Here is a 15,745-nt window from a genome sequence, read left to right as displayed (position 1 = left end):
CTTTGTTTAGGAAATTCATCTCTCCTATTGTCATCCTTACAGTACACTATCTGTGTCTTTTCAGGATGTAATTTCAACTTATACTCAGCCAATCTTTCTTCGATCATTACTTTCACAAATTCTGCCTGTTTCTCTGTTCTGCAGTGCACTATCGCATCATCCACATATCTCTCAAATGGTACCGTCGGGTAGTTCTTTTTCATCCATATATCAAACACATGATGCATGAATATATTAGAGATGATTGGGCTAACTGAACCTCCTTGCGGAACTCCTTTATCCCTAACTACCTTACTGCCATCTGCAAGTTTTATAGGGGATTTTATCCACCTTTCAACGTATAGTATGACCCATTTGCAATTTGTATGCTTCTTGATAGCTTGCAATGCCAACTCGTGATCCAAATTGTCGAAAAACCCGGATATATCTAGATCTATCGTCCAATCATACCTCCAGCATCTTTTCCTTGCCGTATCTACCGCATCCAGTGCTGATTTATTCGGTCTATAACCATATGAATCTTCATGGAATTTTGGTTCTACTAGCGGCTCAAGATACATAGAAGCGGCCGTTTGCCCTATCCTGTCGAATACTGAAGGAACACCTAAAATTCTTTGTCCCCCTCCCGTATCTTTCGGTATTGCTACAGCTTTTACAGGCTCTGGAAAATAACTTCCTGATGACATCCGATTCCATAGTTTGTACAGATTATCCTTCAGGTTCTCTTCAAACCTTGTTATCGATACCTCATCCACACCAGCCGCACCTTTATTTTTCGATACTTGTTTATAAGCCCTCCAAATAAGTTGCTTTGGTATATCAAAAGACTTTGTTTTATTCATTAACTCCTCCCTTTCGGTTGATACATAATTAAAACTGAATAACTCAACTCCTTCGCTCCATTTCCATTACAGAAACTTCTTCACTACTACGCGCCCCTGTTTTCCGCATTGGTACTCTCATCCTTAGAGTTTAGCTCCTTGAATTTCTCCCTTATCATCGAAACGACAGGTTCCCGTAGTTCTACACAATAGCCTAAAATAGATTCATGCCACCTTTATGCCGGACGCCTCCTACCCCGTAAACAAGCTCCCGGTAGATTTATCCCAGTTGAGTTATAAGCCCCTGGTTTTGACGTCATCAGTTATGGTTTCGACACTTTATCAGTGGTTCACTTTCGTTCATCTCTCTATTTCACACATGACACATAACTGCGCCTTTTCCATAACGCTCACTACCTTGGCTCTTTACCAAAGCAGCTTATGGTTGTTTGAAGCCTGCTCTTGTAAATCGGCTCCGAGGGGCCCACCCTCATCTATTGCGTAGCTTAAGTACTCAGTTTGCTCTTTTCTGACCATTCCTTGCATCACTACGGCACACTATAACCTCCATTTCCAAGTTTTTTTGCTTTTTTCGCATAAAAAGATTAATAAAAAATTATAAATAATTATGAATTTTTTATAGATGTTTTCATTTATAAATGTGAAGCTCTTCTTTAATACATATTATGTTCTTTCTTAATATCACTTTCATTTTCAAGTTTCAATATTTTAGTATTTTAACCTCAGATAATAAAAATGTGTTCGGATCCATGCAAACAATTTCAAAATATTTATATGAAACGGAATAGAACTGATAAACTACCTGAATGGAAGAAAAGAATGATTGAATGACAGAGGAAAACTCTTGTTGTTTGTCATGAATGCCATAAGAAAATCCAATATGGTAAATATGATGGTGATTCCTTAAAATGTAAAGATTATCGGAGAGCCACGTGATACGGAAACAGTCATGCGTGGTTCGGAGAGGGGTTGTTGGAAAAGTGCTTAGTAGTAACTCGCTGGCTACCTACTCTACGCAAGCACGGTTCTTGTGGGGGAGTCATAAAAATAAAACTCAAACAAGGTGGATAGGACTATGACTTCTACCAAACAAAAAACAAAAAAAGCAAATTATAGGTAATGAATCCTAACTCAGCGGGAATAGATATCATAAGTGTTGAAAGTATAACAAGTGGTATCATATAGCTAACTTAAAAGAGGTTTCCCCAAAGGGATAATAAAGGCATAGTAAGGCTTTAAGGTAATATAAATGATTGTATATTAAATCAAAGCCGCAAGGCTATAATGAGCAAGCTGTCAATTGGATTGATTGATAGAAATCGTAGGCATCTCAGTACACTCCTAGCTTTAAAAAATGGAGTACGAACGGTAGGGGGATCTAAAAACAATCCTGTACAGCATTTACATTATTATTTGATTATATTTATAGGTACAAAAATGGCTAGAACAGTTTTTTGATGTTTCAAAAGAAACACTTGATATCTCAATCGATAATAAACATCAGCGTATAGAAAATGTAGAAAGAGCTATATCTGAGTTTATAAAGTCAAAAATAGTTAACGTACTTGTTAGGTTATGTGTAAACAGGTGGTTATGAAAAACTTGTCATAAAGTTGTTACGGGAACATAACATAGCTGTTCACAGAGCTCACCCAAATCGGGTTTGCAAAGGTCTGCAACCACTTTGCAAAAACAGATAAATTAGATGCAAAATTACTAGAAAAATATGCTGAATTTATCACAAAAAATGACGAGGTAATAGAATACATAGTTTCACAAAAGCAAGAAGAACTAAAAGAGCAGTTGAGCGCAATCTAAACGATATGCAAATAAGTGCCGTTTGCAACAGGAAAAGCCAGGGAATATATAGAAAAACAGATAGAATTTGCAAAAGAGCAAATTAGGCAAGACATAGAAGAACTCTGATCCTGATTTGAAGGAAAAAAGCAAACTGCTAACTAGCTATAAAGGTGTTGACCGCAAGTATCCTACTCATAGAGGTACCTGAACTTGGTAGGTTAGATAATAAGGAAATAGCTTGTCTAGTTGCCAAAAACCAACGAAATCGGAAGGAAAATAAGCAAAGCTCAAATCATAGGTGGCAGATTTTATGCTCGAAAAGCATTATACATGTCTGCTGTGGTTGCAATGCGTCATAATAAAAAAATGAAAGTATTTTACCAGCGTTTAGTTGACTCTGGCAAAGCCGCTAAAGTTGCTGTAATGAGAAAAATCATCATTTGTTTAAATGCTATGATAAAAAATAATAATTTTTATCTTGATGTTTAAGACGGTAGATGCCAGTGTCACACACTGGCATCCTACAGATAATGTTTGTACGATTGTGTGTCTAGACACTGGGATGATAGAAAGTAATTCCACTCTCAATAGAAACCTGATGATGAATCATTATTACCAAATTTTGGCCTATTTCTATTATTAAAACCAGAGCGAGGACGAGTAGGTCTATTATTCTGATAATTAGCTCCAGGTTTTTTATTAAAAGAGCTGTTATAATAATTATCCCTGTTATTTAAACCATCTTTCCTTTCTTCATTGTAAAGCTTACCTTCAAAAAATTCACCTGTTTCTTGGTCAACACGACGTCTTGACAATTTTGGGCACCCACCTTTTTCAAAGTCAATTATCAAAGCTTTGAAGGTATCACCCTGTTTAAGTATGTCCTCAATAGACTCTACATGTTGATTAGCTACCTCGCTTATATGCATTTTACCTTTTCTTCCATTAAGAAGTTCTAGCTCTACAATAGACTTCTCTATCTTTACAACCTTAGCATCAATTATAGAACCTTGTTCTAGTTCTGTTATTGAATCAATCATCATATTTTTTGCAATTTCAGCTTCAGTATTACTCATGGCAAAAACAGAGACTTTACCATCATCTCCTATTTCAATTTTTGCATTACTTCTTTCACATACACTGCGTATATTTTTTCCTTTAGCACCAATAGCTGCAGAAATTTTATCTTTGTCTATATAAAATGATAACACTGTTGGTGCATGATCTTTTATATTCTTATTATGTTCTGAAATTACTGCATTCATTTTTTCTAAGATATGTAATCTTCCAGCTTTTGCTTGTTCTAAAGATTTTTCAACAATTTCAAAACTTATACCAGAAATTTTCATATCCATCTGTAGCGCCGTAATTCCTTCACTAGTTCCCGCTACTTTAAAATCCATGTCGCCAAGATAATCTTCATCACCTAGTATATCAGAAAGTATTACACATTCGTTTTCGTCTTTGATGAGGCCCATAGCAATTCCAGCAACAGGAGCCTTTATTGGTACACCTGTATCCATTAATGCAAGGGAGGTTCCACAAACTGTTGCCATGGAAGAAGAACCATCAGATTCCATAATTTCAGATACTACTCTTATTGTATAAGGGAATTCAGATTTATCAGGTAAAACAGGATGAATTGCTTTCCAAGCAAGTTTACCATGACCGATTTCTCTCCTTCCTGGTGCACGTATAGCAGAAGCCTCTCCAACAGCAAATGGAGGGAAATTATAATGCAGCATGAAATGCTCACGTCTATCTCCTTCAATATCATCCACAATTTGCTCATCTTGTGTAGTACCAAGAGCAGTAACAACTAGCGCCTGAGTATTACCCCTTGTAAACAGCGCAGAACCGTGAGTCTTGGATAGAATGTCAACCTCAACTTCTATCTGGCGTATTTCATCATACTTACGACCGTCTATTCTTATACTTTTCTTTCTAATCATTTCACGCACTAAAGATCTTTCAAAGTTTTTTACTGCATAAGTAATTAACTTTTCGTCTTTTCCAGCCTCTTTAAGAGTATTTAATATATTATTTCTGACCGCTTCTAGAGCTTGAACTCGCTCTTGTTTTACTGTTTTTAAATATGCTTTTTCAAAATCTTTGCCATATTTTTCAAGTTCTTGAGTTACATCTGATATATCAACAGGAACAAAGCTTTCAGGTTTATTACCGACTGTATCAGCAAATTCTTTTATAAGCTTAATGATAGGTTGAAGATGTTCATGACCAAATTTTATTGCACTCAGAACATTTTCTTCAGAAAGCTCTTTGACTTCCGACTCGACCATTAAAATCGAATTTTCATCACCAGACAAAAACAGATCCAAACTGCTTGCTTTCATCTCTTGAACGGAAGGATTGAGTATATAATTGTTGTTTTCATCGCAACCGACCATAACTCCAGCTATAGTAAAGTGAAAAGGAACACCGGAAATTGCAAGAGCTGCGACAGTACCTATCAATGCTGGTACTTCAGGAGAATTGACTGTATCGTAAGTTAATAAATTACACACTACACTAATTTCATCATGAAAACCTTCTGGAAATAGCGGCCTTATACTTCTGTCTATTACTCTTGAAATTAAGGTTTCTCTATCAGACGGCTTTCCTTCTCTTTTAAAAAAACCACCAGGAATCTTACCCATGGCATAACTTTTTGCAATAAACTGCACATTTAAAGGAAGAAAATCAACATTTTCTTCCTTTTTTTTATGCACAACAGTTACTAAAATAGAAGTATCACCGTAATTTACAACTACTGAACCATCAGCTTGACGTGCTATTTTTCCAGTTTCTAAAGATAAGGTACGTCCACCCCAATCTGTAGATTTTTTTATAATTTCAAACATACAAAATTCCTCGATTATTTTCTAATGCCTAACTTCTCTATTAATTCTTGATAGGCTTCATTACCAAATTTACGCTTTATATAATTTAAGTGCTTGCGCCTTTTACCTATCAATATAAGTAAACCGCGCTTAGAGTGATGGTCATGCTTATGTACTTTAAAGTGCTCAGTTAAATTACTGATCCTCTCGGTTAAAATTGCGCATTGTACAAAAGATGAACCTGTATCATCTTCTTTAATTGCATATGTACTGATCAAATTTTTTTTCTTTTGGGATGTTATTGACATCTAAACCTCATTTCAAAATATTAAAAACACGAATAGGCTTCACGTAACCATGAATAAAACTGCAAATTGCAATAGGTACATTACCCACTATCGTATAAAAAATATCATAATTCTTTAAATTACGCAAGTTATTTAATATAATTTCTTGACCTTTTCTGATTTTCTCCGCTTTCTCTAAGGAAATTTCAACTTTGAACATCGATTTTAAAGCCGATTCAATGGGGATGATGAAACTTTTTGTATTACTTCCTGTCACTCCATCATCTTCTGCCATCCCAGTGCTTGACACTGGGATCCACTCTTCTTCTTTTTTTCTAGATTCCAGCGTCACGCGCTGAAATGACACCAAAGGATGGACTGTTGTATTTTTTTCAATAAGCTGTTCAATCGTCACTGACTTATTTTCTCTAAAATCACCTACCATAGTTCTTCTTAATTTTGTAATGTGTCCAAAGCAATTTAATGTGACTCCAAGATCCCGAGCAATTGATCTCACATATACACCGCCACCACACGTCATAGAAAAATCAGCACTATTATTTATGGTATCAACAGAGATCAATTTCAGTTCATGTATTTTGACTCGTCGAGGCTTTATATTCGCTTTTTGTCCATTTCTTGCCAATTTATATGCTCTTGCTCCCTCGATTTTTACTGCTGAAAATTGAGGAGGAGTTTGTGTTATCTCACCAATAAAATCCTTAATCGCACAATTTATTTGATTATACTGAGGTTTTATAGTGCTGGTTCTAATAATATCACCATCTAAATCGTCCGTAGTTGTTTACCTTCCCCATTTGATTGTGAAATTGTATGCCTTTAAGTCGCAGGATAAATACGGTATAGTTTTTGTTGCTTCATCAAGAGCAATCGGTAACACACCTGAGGCCAAAGGATCAAGTGTTCCCAGATGACCAGTTTTTTTTATTCCAAAAATCCTTTTAATTTGGGTTACAGCTTGCGCAGAACTAATTCCTATTGGTTTGTCAAGATTCAGCCAGCCATTTACCATATATCAATCTTACATAATTAGTAACAATTTAGAAAGTAGATAAAATACTAAGTTGTTAATAAAATGCTTGACTAGCGTGCATTATTGATATATGATTAATTTTTTATTAACATTAATAAGGAGGAAGTGATTATGACTACAAGTATATGGAAACTAAAAAACATAGCACCTATAACAAAAATGAGTATTGAAGGTACAGTTGCAACTGCATCTTTAGCAGCAGCAATAACAACAGTATTGATTGCTACTAAAGTAATTGCTGGACCTGCATTTTTAGCACTTGTTGCTAGCCCTGCTGGAATTGCAGTTCTATTTATTGCCGCTGTATATTTTGCCGCAGCAGCTTATGCTTCATATCAGCAAATGCATGCAATGGAGAGCGCTAAAGGTGATAAAGGACCTGAAGGTGATAAAGGACCAGTTGGTGATAAAGGACCAGTTGGTGATAAAGGACCAGTTGGTGATAAAGGACCAGTTGGTGATAAAGGACCAGTTGGTGATAAAGCTGAAGTTGTACAAACACTACTTAATGAACTTGAAGATGATGGTGTTAAGCAGCAACTTAAGACTAAGCTTAATATTTCAAACTAATTAAATAAATTAGCATAACCAGAGGTAGATTTTCTACCTCTTTCTTTATCTTTATCATTCAAGTAGATAAAGGCTACTATAGTTTATCCCACACTTCAGCCACATCCTCATCAAAGTCTATTATCTCTGTTTTTTTGAACTGGTAACATTTATTAATAGATTGAATTCCTAAATTTCCTATAAAAGGAGTGGCATCATTGCCTAAAATTTTACCACTGCGGCAGATTATCAATCTGTCGATTAAATTACACTTTAATAGTTCTGTAATTAACACTCCCCCACCTTCAACTAATAACCTTGTTATACCAATTTCTGAAACAAGTTTTGATGCCATGTCTTTTAGGCAGACTTTGCCAGTGTCGTTTGAATCAACTACTAAGTAGTTAATGTTTTTTATTTTTTTCTTTAGTTCATTGTTTGTAATCACCCAAGTTGCTGCCAAGCCTCCTGATGTTATCCCAGTGCTTGACACTGGGATCCATTCTTCTTCTTTTTTTCTAGATTCCAGCGTCACGCGCTGGAATGACACCGAGGAGTGAGTTGTTGGCTCTTTGCTTAAATCATAGCTATACAAGGGACCTGCAGTCTTTGTAATATTATGCTCTTCCTTCAATCTCCCTTTGCTATCGATAATTAGCCTTATTGGTGATCTATTTTTAAGCTCTGGTAATCTGCAAGTTAAGAGCGGATCGTCATTAATAAGAGTATTACTGCCAATCATAATTGCATCATATTTTGCTCTGAGCTCATGCACCCAATTTCTCGTATCTTCACTTGTTATCCATTTGCTATCGCCTGTAAATGTTGCGATTTTTCCGTCAAGAGTTGTTGCGATTTTGCAAGCTATAAATGGTCTATGAAATTTTTTAGTGGTGAAAAAACCGACGTTCAGTTCTTCTGCCTCTTTTTGCATAATACCTTGCTCAACTTCAATTCCTGCTTCTTTTAGAGCTTTAATGCCCCCACCTAAAACTCTACTATCTGGGTCAATTGCTGCAATCACTACCTTTCTTATTCCTGATTTTATGATTTCTGCAGTGCAAGGTTCTGTAACTCCAAAGTGGCAGCATGGTTCAAGAGTGACGTACATAATTGCACCATGAGTAAAATCTTTAGCATTTTGCAAAGCAACTACTTCTGCATGTGGACGCCCACCAATCCCTGTATATCCCTCACTAATAATTGTACCATCCTTTACAATAACACATCCGACAGCAGGGTTTGGTGCAACATTTCCAAGACTTTTTTCTGCAAGTCTTAATGCGATCGACATGAAATAATCGTCGGTCATTAGAAAGAAGTCATTTCGTATGAGGTATCAAAGATTCTTCTGTGCTCATGTATGGCAAATCTATCTGTCATGCCCGAAATATAGTCACATATCACTATTGAACGCTGCTGAGATTTGCAAGCAAGCTCATTCCACTCTGTGGGCAATAATTTCGGATTTTCATAAAAACATTGAAAAAGTTCACGTATTATACGTTTTGCTTTGTTCATCGTTCTGCTCAGTTTATAGCTTCTATATATTTTTTCCATGTTGAATTTTTTCATTTCTTCTGTAGCTTGTGCAATACTTGATGAGAATGTAACTAACATTTTGTTTAAGCTTCTCACGTCTTCTACACTTTTTATTTTGTGAGCTTCAATGTTTCTTTCAGTTTGAGATACAACATCATTTATCATAATTCCTATGGCTCTACTTAGTGATTCATGTATGAGCTTGCTCTGAGCCAATTCTGAATATTCACTCCTTACGTCTTTAAACATTGTGCCAATTAAAGGAACATCAAGCAAATCTTCGATGGTTACTAAATTTGCTCTGAGTGCATCATCAAGGTCGTGAACATTGTAAGCAATATCATCGGCAATCGAAGCAACTTGTGCTTCAATGCTTGAAAATTCTTCAAGCTTTAGATCATATTTTTCATTGTATTCTAATAACAGCTGATTATTTGTGTGAGATACCGCGTTTTGACCAAGTAGAGGGCCATTGTGCTTTGCAACACCTTCAATCACCTCCCAGCTTAGATTCATACCATCAAAGTCAGCATGCTTTTGTTCAAGATAAGTTAAAATCCTTATAGCTTGAACGTTATGATCAAACTTATACTTCTCGTTATCAACTTGAACTAGAGCATCCTCACCTGCGTGACCAAATGGAGGATGACCAAGGTCATGTGCAAGCGCTATGCATTCAGTAATGTCCTCATCTAGGCTGAGCCTGCGTGCGATGGATCTTGCAATCTGCGCAACTTCAAGGCTATGAGTTAGCCGAGTGCGATAGTAGTCATGCTCATAATTGATAAAAACTTGTGTTTTGTATCCTAATTTCCTAAATGCATTAGAGTGAATAATGCGGTCCCTATCACGCTGAAAACAGCTGCGATTTTCGTCTTCTGGCTCTTTGAAATTTCTTCCTTTTGTTTTATTTGGAAAGCACGCGTAACTTAATAGAAAATTATTGTTTGACATGTAAAATTTCTAGTATAATAAGTTATCAATAATGGACGGTGGTTGTTATGTCAACAGATTACAATATTAACTTAACTGACAATGCGTTAAGGAAAATCCACTCCCTTGTAGAACAGGAAGGAGATGAGAGTTCTGTTCTGCGGGTTGCAGTTTCAGGTGGTGGGTGTTCTGGCTTCAAGTATAATTTTCTTATGGATAAAGTAAATAAGAAGATGTCTTTGGATGACGAAGATGATGATGAATTTGATGACGAAGACGACGATTATGAAGACAGTGAGGACTATAGAATTCACTCCAGCTTTAGCACAAGTGGTAAAGATATAATAGTTAATGATGAAAATGGGGACCCTGTGTTAATGGTTGATAATTGTTCAGCAAAATTTTTAAATAACTCAACTATAGACTATACTGAGGATCTAAGTGGTTCTGGTTTTCAAATCAAGAATGCTCTCGCTAAGTCTCGATGTGGGTGTGGTAACAGTTTCTCGGTTTAATTGCCTTTACTGGGTCTTTTTATAATATGGGTAGTGATGTAGCACTAGAGCTAGCTTCTGTGAGTAAGAGCTTCAAAAAAACTCCTGCTATTGTAAAAGATATCAACCTAAAGATTACAAGAGGACAAGTAGTTGCATTGATTGGCAATTCAGGATCAGGAAAAACAACTATATTGCAAATTGCAGGCCTATTGGATGAGCCAACTTTAGGTGTAGTGACAATAGATGGAGTAAATTGCACGCAAGCCAGCAATAAATATAAAACTCATGTAAGAAGAAATTTTCTTAGCTTTGTTTATCAATTTCACCATTTATTACAAGAGTTATCAGTGTTGGAAAACATTATGCTTCCTCAGCTTATTGCAAGAAGAAGCAAAGCTGAAGCAAAAAAAAAATCGCAAGCAATATTGGAAAAATTTGGTCTGGAAAATAAAGCAAGTAGTATGGTATCTGAAATTTCTGGTGGAGAAAGGCAGAGGGTCGCAATTGCAAGAAGCATTGTAAACTCTCCAAAGCTTTTACTTGCAGATGAGCCAACAGGAAATTTAGACCCAACAAATTCTTTGAATGTATTTTTGCTGTTACATTCGTATGTAAAGGAAAATAATAGCTCTATGCTTATAGTAACACACAATTATCTTCTTGCAAAAAAAGCAGATCACATTTTCCAGTTAAGTAATGGATCATTAGTGAAGCTATGAATGGAAGAAACAGTACAATACAAAACTACCTATACCTTATACTTATTTAACCAATGATCATTGACAGAGTATAATTCGCATGAAATGCTTTCATTGCTTTTTATACATGGACTCTTTAACTTACGCTGTTTACTTAGGAAACACCCTGACAACATAAACATCGCTAAAATAAGGAGTAATGACTGCCTAAACATAACAAGACTTTTTTTATTGATATTAATACGCTCATTTCTTTCATTTGTAAAGTTAGGCATATTCTTTTACTCTTATCTCTTTTTTAGCTTTTTTGGAAGAAGTAGCTGCACTGTTTAAGCGTAGTTTTATATAATTATCTATAATTTTAGCTACTTCCTCTTCTTTATCCCTTAAAAAGTGGTTAGTATCGTCTAATATATGGTATTCCATATAGTCACTTCTTACCGAATTTACTAATCTTTGTGCTAATTCTGTTACATCGCTTTCTTCTGAAATTGTATCATTATTGCTTTGTATTATAAGTCCAGGAACTGGACAAGGAGAGAGAAAAGAGAAATCGTATTTAGTTGCTGGAAGAGAAAGGGCAACAAAACTTACTATCTCTGGACGGCGCATTGTCAACTGCATAGCTACCCATGCTCCAAAAGAAAAACCGACTATCCAAATTGGAACGTTGTTAGAGTTATGCTCCTGAAGCCAATCAATAGCTACTGCAGCATCAGTTAATTCTCCTATACCCTTATCAAAAGTTCCGGTAGATTTTCCGACGCCACGAAAATTAATTGTCAATGCAGAAAAGTTATTATCGATAAAGGATTCATATATACTATGTATAATCTTACTATCCATACTACCACCATATTGGGGATGGTGGTGTAAAATTAGTACAACCGGTGCATTGGTATCTTTGCTTTGATGGTATCTACCTTCTATCTTTTTTGTCGAATTATTTAAAAAGACTTCTACCATTATGACTCCTCATAAGAACCTGTTTTGACAGGCATTAATAATCTAAATTACTTATTAATTATGTATTAATTTCGCTGTCTTTGCAATAAATTTTTTATCGTGTTAAAGTTAACGTACATAATTGGTTAATGGTAAGTGACAAGTAAGCCTGTGAGTTTATTCTCTCTGGAAAATAGTAGTTGCGTGTATGCTGATTATAATGCAACTGCTCCAATGAGTAAAAATGTAAAAAAAAGTATATTTGAGGTTTTGTCAAAACAAACACTAAATCCATCATCGCTGCATAAAAGAGGACAAGAAGCGAGGAAGATTCTTAAAGATGCAAGAGATAACGTACGTGATGCTCTTGGCGTTCCAGATGATAAAGAAATAGTTTTTACATCTGGTGCAACTGAAGCGAATAACCTCGTCATGAGAGGAATAGCAGGTTATCTGCATGTAATTTCAGCTATAGAGCATCCTTCAATTCTTAATTCTGCATGTAATCCACATATAATACCCGTTAATCAAGAGAGTATTATTGACTTTTTAGAGCTAGAGAAAATTCTAAGCGAACTTAAAGGAAATAAAGCAATAGTTTCAGTTATAATGGCAAATAACGAAACCGGAGTTATTCAACCTATTGAGGAGATAGCTAAAATAGCACACAAATTTGGAGCAATTTGCCACACTGACGCTGCTCAAAGTGTTGGGAAAATTGAAGTGAATATGGAAGATTTAGGAGTGGATTTACTTACTTTATCTGCTCACAAATTTGGTGGTATAGCAGGTAGTGGAGTTTTAATATTTGACAAAAAGCTTGTAATAGAACCTATTATAATAGGTGGTGGGCAAGAAAAAGGATTGCGTGGTGGTACAGAAAATATTGTCGCAATTGCAGGTTTTTCTGCTGCATTGCAAAACATTCCAGATCTTCTATCAAAAATGGATGAAGTAGAGAAGCTGCGTGATCAATTGGAGTGTGAGTTATTAAGTCTTGTCAGTGATATCAAGGTCTTTGGCAAAAATTCTAAAAGGTTGCCAAACACAAGTTTTATTTATATGCCGGGAGTGAAGAATGATTTGCAGCTCATGCATTTTGACTTAAATAATATTGCAGTCAGCAATGGTTCTGCATGCTCTTCTGGAAAAGTTGGGCCTTCTCATGTTTTGCTTGCAATGGGAGCAACAAAAGAGCAAGCAGAGTGTTCAATTAGAATCAGCATAGGTCCAAAGATTACCCCGCGAGACATAGAAAAAATAGTGGATTGTTGGTGTAGTATCTATAAGAAAAATGCCTTAGTAAATGCAAAAACTACTTTCACCATTCCTCTTAAATAAGGGGATGGTGAAAATAGTTTCTATTGGCTGGGGTTATTATAATAGTTACACGCTACCAAAAACTGGCTTGCTTATAGTTATGCAAGAAATTCTCTAATTGCGTACCAGTCAACTTGATTCTCACAGATACCACTGCTGTTATATGTCTTATAAATTACTAACAGTCCAAAACCTTTAACTATTTACACATCAGTATTGATAATTGTCCATTTTTTCTCCTGGGAACTCCGCTATTTAATTGCAATTGCAGTATATCATTTTATACTTGATAAAAACGCTGTATTGTATTATAATGTATCATCAAGAGATAATAAAGGAGTTACATTTATGTCTTATATGAGAAATGAACAAGATATTCGCTCTCAAGGCGTTTATTATAGCGCTGGGCTCAGAAGTTACCTAACTAAAGTATATAATTATATGGCTTTAGCTTTGGGCATTACAGGACTTGTTGCGTTCTTAACGGTATTTTCTGGTTTTTTTTCGGTGATCTATTCTAATCCCGTTCTATCGCTTGTAATAGCGTTCTCTCCAGTTGCATTGGTGTTTTATATGTCTTTTAGGATTCAACACTTAAGTGCTCAGTCCACAGTTACTATATTTTTCTTATTTTCAGTCTTAATGGGGCTTTCCCTATCTTATGTTTTTATAGTTTATACTTCAGAAAATATAGCAAGGGCGTTTTTCATTACATCGATCATGTTTGGCTCTATGGCTTTATATGGTAATACTACCAAAAGAGATCTTACAAGTATGGGCTCTTTTTTGGTTATGGGAGTCTGGGGGTTAATCATTGCATCTATAGTTAATCTGTTTCTTGGAAGCAGTCCTCTCCACTTTGCAATATCGTTTGTATCAGTGATAGTGTTTACTTTAATGACCGCATACGATGCTCAAAGAATCAAAGATGTTTATTATAGGTATAATGATGGCTCAGAAGTTGCAACCACTAAGTTGGCCATACTCGGCGCAACTAATCTTTACTTTGACTTCATCAATATATTCCTTAATTTACTTAGGTTACTTAACTTGTTCAACAATAAGGATTAGATGTTTTCCTTTTTAAGGGGAAGCAATAAGAGTTCTATAGTTTTCCTCCTAATATCTTTAGTGGTATTGATGCTGTGTCTTGCGTATGCTTCGGTACCATTATATAGTATCTTTTGCAAAGCTACTGGATATGGTGGCACAACGAGAAAAGCAACTAATGCAACAATAAGCGCAACTGACCAAAAAATCAGGGTTCACCTTAATGCTGATATAATGTCCGGTCTGCCTTGGGAATTTAAATCAGAAACTAACTACATCGATACAAATATAGGGCAACAAAGTTTAGTGTTTTATTATGCAGAAAATTTATCTGACCAGCCTTCATTTGGAATGGCAGTATATAATGTCACACCTTTTAAAGCAGGTAAATATTTCAATAAAGTTGCATGCTTTTGCTTTGAAGAACAAACATTACAGCCAAAACAAAAAGCAGCTATGCCCGTATCCTTTTACATAGACCCTGAAATAATGTGTGACAATAGCACAAAAGATTTAAGTGAAATAACACTATCGTATACGTTTTTTAAGCTTAAATAACAAACCTTTTCCTATTGTAATTCAAACAACAGTTATACAACAGATCTATTGAATTGAACAGGAGCTCTTATTTGCTTTTTGCGCACTGACTACTTGTGTTTCAGTGCTTGGTGTAATCAATTCCCATCCTTCATTATTTGCTTCACAAGCATTCCAATATTGAGCCAATTCCTTATTATTTTTTACAGAATTTGGCACTTCTATGTTGGGATTTCTTTCTAATGTATGCTTAATTAGAATCTTACAGCAATCTTCGCAGTTAATTGACTTATCTGTACCATATAATTGAGTAACGCAATCTAAAGCGGTATTTCCATCGTAGTGTTCATGTGGGCTATCACTTACCCCCGCTTCTATGAGAGCCTTTAACACGTCTGGAGAACGAATCAAAGCGCAGGCATGTAAATATCCTTTTTCGCTTTGCACGTTAGCCCCTGCTTTTATTAAAACTTGCGCTAGATTTAGTAAAACGCAAGGTTTGCAATTAATAGCAATAGAAAAGAGACTATCTACTGGAAAGCCATCATAGTCTTTCAAATCAAATTCGTGATTAATATCAAAACCTTTTTTTTCCCAAGAAGTGTATAAATATTTATAACGATTTTCTTCGCTTGAAGTTCGCATTCCACTTTCTAGCCTTTCTTTTATTTTTTTATTACATTACTAATATCTAAATCGTTATCTTTATCCACTTTGTACAACACATTATGCAAAACACTATAAAGCCAAATTTTTCCACTCATTATAATTTATACCTTAAAACTATTAATATACGCTTATATAGTATATAAACTGTAAGTAACATTTTGCAAAATATTAATTATTAGATA

At 35.4% G+C, this 15,745-nt stretch carries 13 protein-coding genes and 2 pseudogenes; 7 read left to right on the top strand and 8 right to left on the bottom strand.

Annotated elements, in window-relative coordinates:
* Positions 1 to 842: group II intron reverse transcriptase/maturase (ltrA, locus tag Wcon_RS01200; RefSeq protein ID WP_114516916.1), on the bottom strand; the 842-nt coding region annotated here is incomplete at its 3' end.
* Between the two features lie 1,480 nt (positions 843 to 2,322).
* On the opposite strand from ltrA, the pseudogene Wcon_RS13255 reads away from it, so the two are divergent.
* Positions 2,323 to 3,131 (top strand): annotated as a pseudogene (locus tag Wcon_RS13255) (transposase).
* A 95-nt stretch (positions 3,132 to 3,226) separates the two neighbouring features.
* On the opposite strand, the gene pnp reads toward Wcon_RS13255, so the two are convergent.
* The 3 genes and pseudogenes from pnp to truB all read right to left on the bottom strand — a co-directional run bounded on the left by pnp (position 3,227) and on the right by truB (position 6,802).
* Positions 3,227 to 5,503: a polyribonucleotide nucleotidyltransferase gene (pnp, locus tag Wcon_RS01190; protein WP_114516914.1), complete on the bottom strand. Its 2,277-nt coding sequence runs from the start codon at positions 5,501 to 5,503 to the stop codon at positions 3,227 to 3,229.
* 14 nt (positions 5,504 to 5,517) lie between these two features.
* Positions 5,518 to 5,790 carry a 30S ribosomal protein S15 gene (gene rpsO, locus Wcon_RS01185; protein WP_114516913.1) on the bottom strand — a complete coding sequence of 91 codons (273 nt, stop codon included), beginning with the start codon at positions 5,788 to 5,790 and terminating at the stop codon, positions 5,518 to 5,520.
* A 7-nt stretch (positions 5,791 to 5,797) separates the two neighbouring features.
* Positions 5,798 to 6,802: pseudogene (truB, locus tag Wcon_RS01180) on the bottom strand (tRNA pseudouridine(55) synthase TruB).
* A gap of 132 nt (positions 6,803 to 6,934) precedes the next feature.
* Here truB and Wcon_RS01175 point away from each other — a divergent pair.
* The gene (locus tag Wcon_RS01175; protein ID WP_114516912.1) at positions 6,935 to 7,393 is read left to right on the top strand and encodes a collagen-like triple helix repeat-containing protein; all 459 of its coding nucleotides are present in this window, start codon (positions 6,935 to 6,937) and stop codon (positions 7,391 to 7,393) included.
* 76 nt (positions 7,394 to 7,469) lie between these two features.
* Here Wcon_RS01175 and ribD read toward each other — a convergent pair whose 3' ends face one another.
* Positions 7,470 to 8,684: a bifunctional diaminohydroxyphosphoribosylaminopyrimidine deaminase/5-amino-6-(5-phosphoribosylamino)uracil reductase RibD gene (gene ribD / locus Wcon_RS01170; protein WP_114516911.1), complete on the bottom strand. Its 1,215-nt coding sequence runs from the start codon at positions 8,682 to 8,684 to the stop codon at positions 7,470 to 7,472.
* Positions 8,684 to 9,868: a deoxyguanosinetriphosphate triphosphohydrolase gene (locus Wcon_RS01165; RefSeq protein ID WP_114516910.1), complete on the bottom strand. Its 1,185-nt coding sequence runs from the start codon at positions 9,866 to 9,868 to the stop codon at positions 8,684 to 8,686. The genes ribD and Wcon_RS01165 overlap by 1 nt, the downstream gene beginning before the upstream one ends.
* Positions 9,869 to 9,915: 47 nt before the next feature.
* On the opposite strand from Wcon_RS01165, the gene Wcon_RS01160 reads away from it, so the two are divergent.
* The gene (locus Wcon_RS01160) at positions 9,916 to 10,362 is read left to right on the top strand and encodes a HesB/IscA family protein (RefSeq protein ID WP_114516909.1); all 447 of its coding nucleotides are present in this window, start codon (positions 9,916 to 9,918) and stop codon (positions 10,360 to 10,362) included.
* Positions 10,363 to 10,388: 26 nt separating this feature from the next.
* Positions 10,389 to 11,063: an ABC transporter ATP-binding protein gene (locus Wcon_RS01155; RefSeq protein WP_114516908.1), complete on the top strand. Its 675-nt coding sequence runs from the start codon at positions 10,389 to 10,391 to the stop codon at positions 11,061 to 11,063.
* Between the two features lie 246 nt (positions 11,064 to 11,309).
* Here Wcon_RS01155 and Wcon_RS01145 read toward each other — a convergent pair whose 3' ends face one another.
* Positions 11,310 to 12,008: an alpha/beta hydrolase gene (locus tag Wcon_RS01145; protein WP_114516906.1), complete on the bottom strand. Its 699-nt coding sequence runs from the start codon at positions 12,006 to 12,008 to the stop codon at positions 11,310 to 11,312.
* A gap of 135 nt (positions 12,009 to 12,143) precedes the next feature.
* Here Wcon_RS01145 and Wcon_RS01140 point away from each other — a divergent pair, with 135 nt between their 5' ends.
* From Wcon_RS01140 to Wcon_RS01130, 3 genes are all read left to right on the top strand, one after another.
* Positions 12,144 to 13,328, top strand: a complete 1,185-nt coding sequence (locus Wcon_RS01140; protein WP_114516905.1) for a cysteine desulfurase family protein — start codon at positions 12,144 to 12,146, stop codon at positions 13,326 to 13,328.
* A 327-nt stretch (positions 13,329 to 13,655) separates the two neighbouring features.
* Complete coding sequence (locus tag Wcon_RS01135) at positions 13,656 to 14,378, top strand: Bax inhibitor-1/YccA family protein (RefSeq protein ID WP_114516904.1); 723 nt, start codon at positions 13,656 to 13,658, stop codon at positions 14,376 to 14,378.
* Positions 14,379 to 14,915, top strand: a complete 537-nt coding sequence (locus Wcon_RS01130; RefSeq protein ID WP_114516903.1) for a cytochrome c oxidase assembly protein — start codon at positions 14,379 to 14,381, stop codon at positions 14,913 to 14,915.
* 45 nt (positions 14,916 to 14,960) lie between these two features.
* Here the strand turns inward: Wcon_RS01130 and Wcon_RS01125 are convergent, their stop codons facing one another.
* Complete coding sequence (locus Wcon_RS01125) at positions 14,961 to 15,539, bottom strand: ankyrin repeat domain-containing protein (protein ID WP_114516902.1); 579 nt, start codon at positions 15,537 to 15,539, stop codon at positions 14,961 to 14,963.
* Positions 15,540 to 15,745: the final 206 nt, after the last annotated feature.

The sequence above is a fragment of the Wolbachia endosymbiont of Cylisticus convexus genome (assembly GCF_003344345.1).
The sequence above is the reverse complement of the archived record's forward strand: the minus strand, read 5'-3'. Positions and strand labels throughout refer to the sequence as shown.